The following is a 1622-nucleotide window of genomic DNA, read 5'->3' on the forward strand; positions in this document are numbered from 1 at the left end:
AACCAAGAGGCGTTCATCAGCCACCAACTAGATAAAGATCTTGATAGCAGGCTTTACAAAACCGGTGATATTGTTCGCTTAGCGATCAGCGATGATATACCTCAACTGCTATATCAAGGTCGACGTGATTACCAAGTGAAGCTGCGAGGTTTACGTATTGAGCTAGGTGAGATTGAACATGCACTGTCAAGTTTACCAGAAATTAAAGACGCCACTGTCTTAGTCGATCACGATGAGCTATTAGCCTTTGTACTCGGAGAGCAGCTTGAGAGTAGCAATTGGCGTGAGCTTTTACAGCAACGTTTGCCAGACTTTATGCTGCCTAAATCGCTGACATTTTTAGCCAGCTGGCCGCTCACTCCAAACGGCAAAATTGATCGACAGGCATTATTAGCGATGCCGCGAAAACAGGTAGCGGGCAATCAATTTGTCGCTCCACGAACCTCATTAGAACGCGATCTTTCCGCTGTATGGAAAGAAGTCTTAGGCGTAGGCGATATTGGTATTCACGATAACTTCTTCGACTCTGGCGGCGATTCATTGAAAGCAGTGCGCTTAATTGCGCGGCTAGAAATGCATTTCGAAGTGAAGCTGCCGGTGTCATCCTTATTCGGTGCACAAACGATCGCTCAGTTAGCGCATGTTATTCATAACGACATCCATGATTGGTCACCGTTAGTACCGATTCAGCCACAAGGTGATAAAACGCCGATTTTTGCGATTCATGCACTGGGCGCCATGGTACTAAGCTATGAGCCATTAGCCCGAGCGTTAGGCAAACGGCAGCCATTTTATGGCTTACAAGCCTATGGCTTTGAAGAGGATCAAACACCATTCACCGATCTGCATGAGATGATCAGCTTTTATACGAAAGCAATATTAGAGCAGCAGGCAAAAGGGCCATATCAACTGATTGGTCACAGCTTTGGTGGCTTGCTCGCCATAGAAATAGCACGAAAATTGATCGCGATGGGGCATGAGGTTAGCTTCCTCGCCCTTCTTGACACCCATAAACCGATTGAGTATCAGTCGATTGAATTAGATGACGCCGGTATTTTAAAAACTTTCGCCGAACATAATTTTGGTGTAGTGGATATTCCATTACGCACGCTGCGACTGATGAAACCTGAGCAAATGATTCACAACGTTGCACGGCAGTTTAATGGCGCGGTGTCAGAGTCATTTATCAGTAGTGCCATTGATATTATCCGCGGTTTTCAGCGCATGATGATTAACTATAAACCTGAGCCACTGCCGCTCGCCATACATTTATACAAGCCAGAAGACCAACAGCAAACGATGCTGTCGCGAGTCAAACAACGGCTATTCAAACAACAGCAACAAAGTCTGGGATGGCACAAAGTGTTTACCGAGATTACCATTCATGACGTCGCGGGCGACCACTTTTCAATGCTTAACGGCAGTCATGCGGAAGCACTCGCGGCGAACCTGAAAGCCGAACTATCAGCATTACACAACCAGCTAAACATGCCATCAGATAATACTGAGAATTAATCGCTAACTTAATTTGAGCGAATCTGAGATTTACTTAAAATCAATGGGCAAAAAAATACCCGCTGCAAAGCGGGTATGAATATTAAATATAGTGTTATTACAAAAAT

1 protein-coding gene is annotated in these 1622 nt (G+C 45.0%); it reads left to right on the forward strand.

Going from position 1 to position 1622, the window contains the following annotated elements; all coding sequences use genetic code 11:
- The coding region (locus HRU21_13480) for a hypothetical protein (GenBank protein ID NRA43295.1) at nucleotides 1–1515 on the forward strand (1515 nt) is incomplete at its 5' end.
- Between the last annotated feature and the right edge of the window lie 107 nt (nucleotides 1516–1622).

The sequence above is a fragment of the Pseudomonadales bacterium genome, from assembly GCA_013215025.1.
Classification (GTDB): Bacteria; Pseudomonadota; Gammaproteobacteria; order Pseudomonadales; family DT-91; genus DT-91.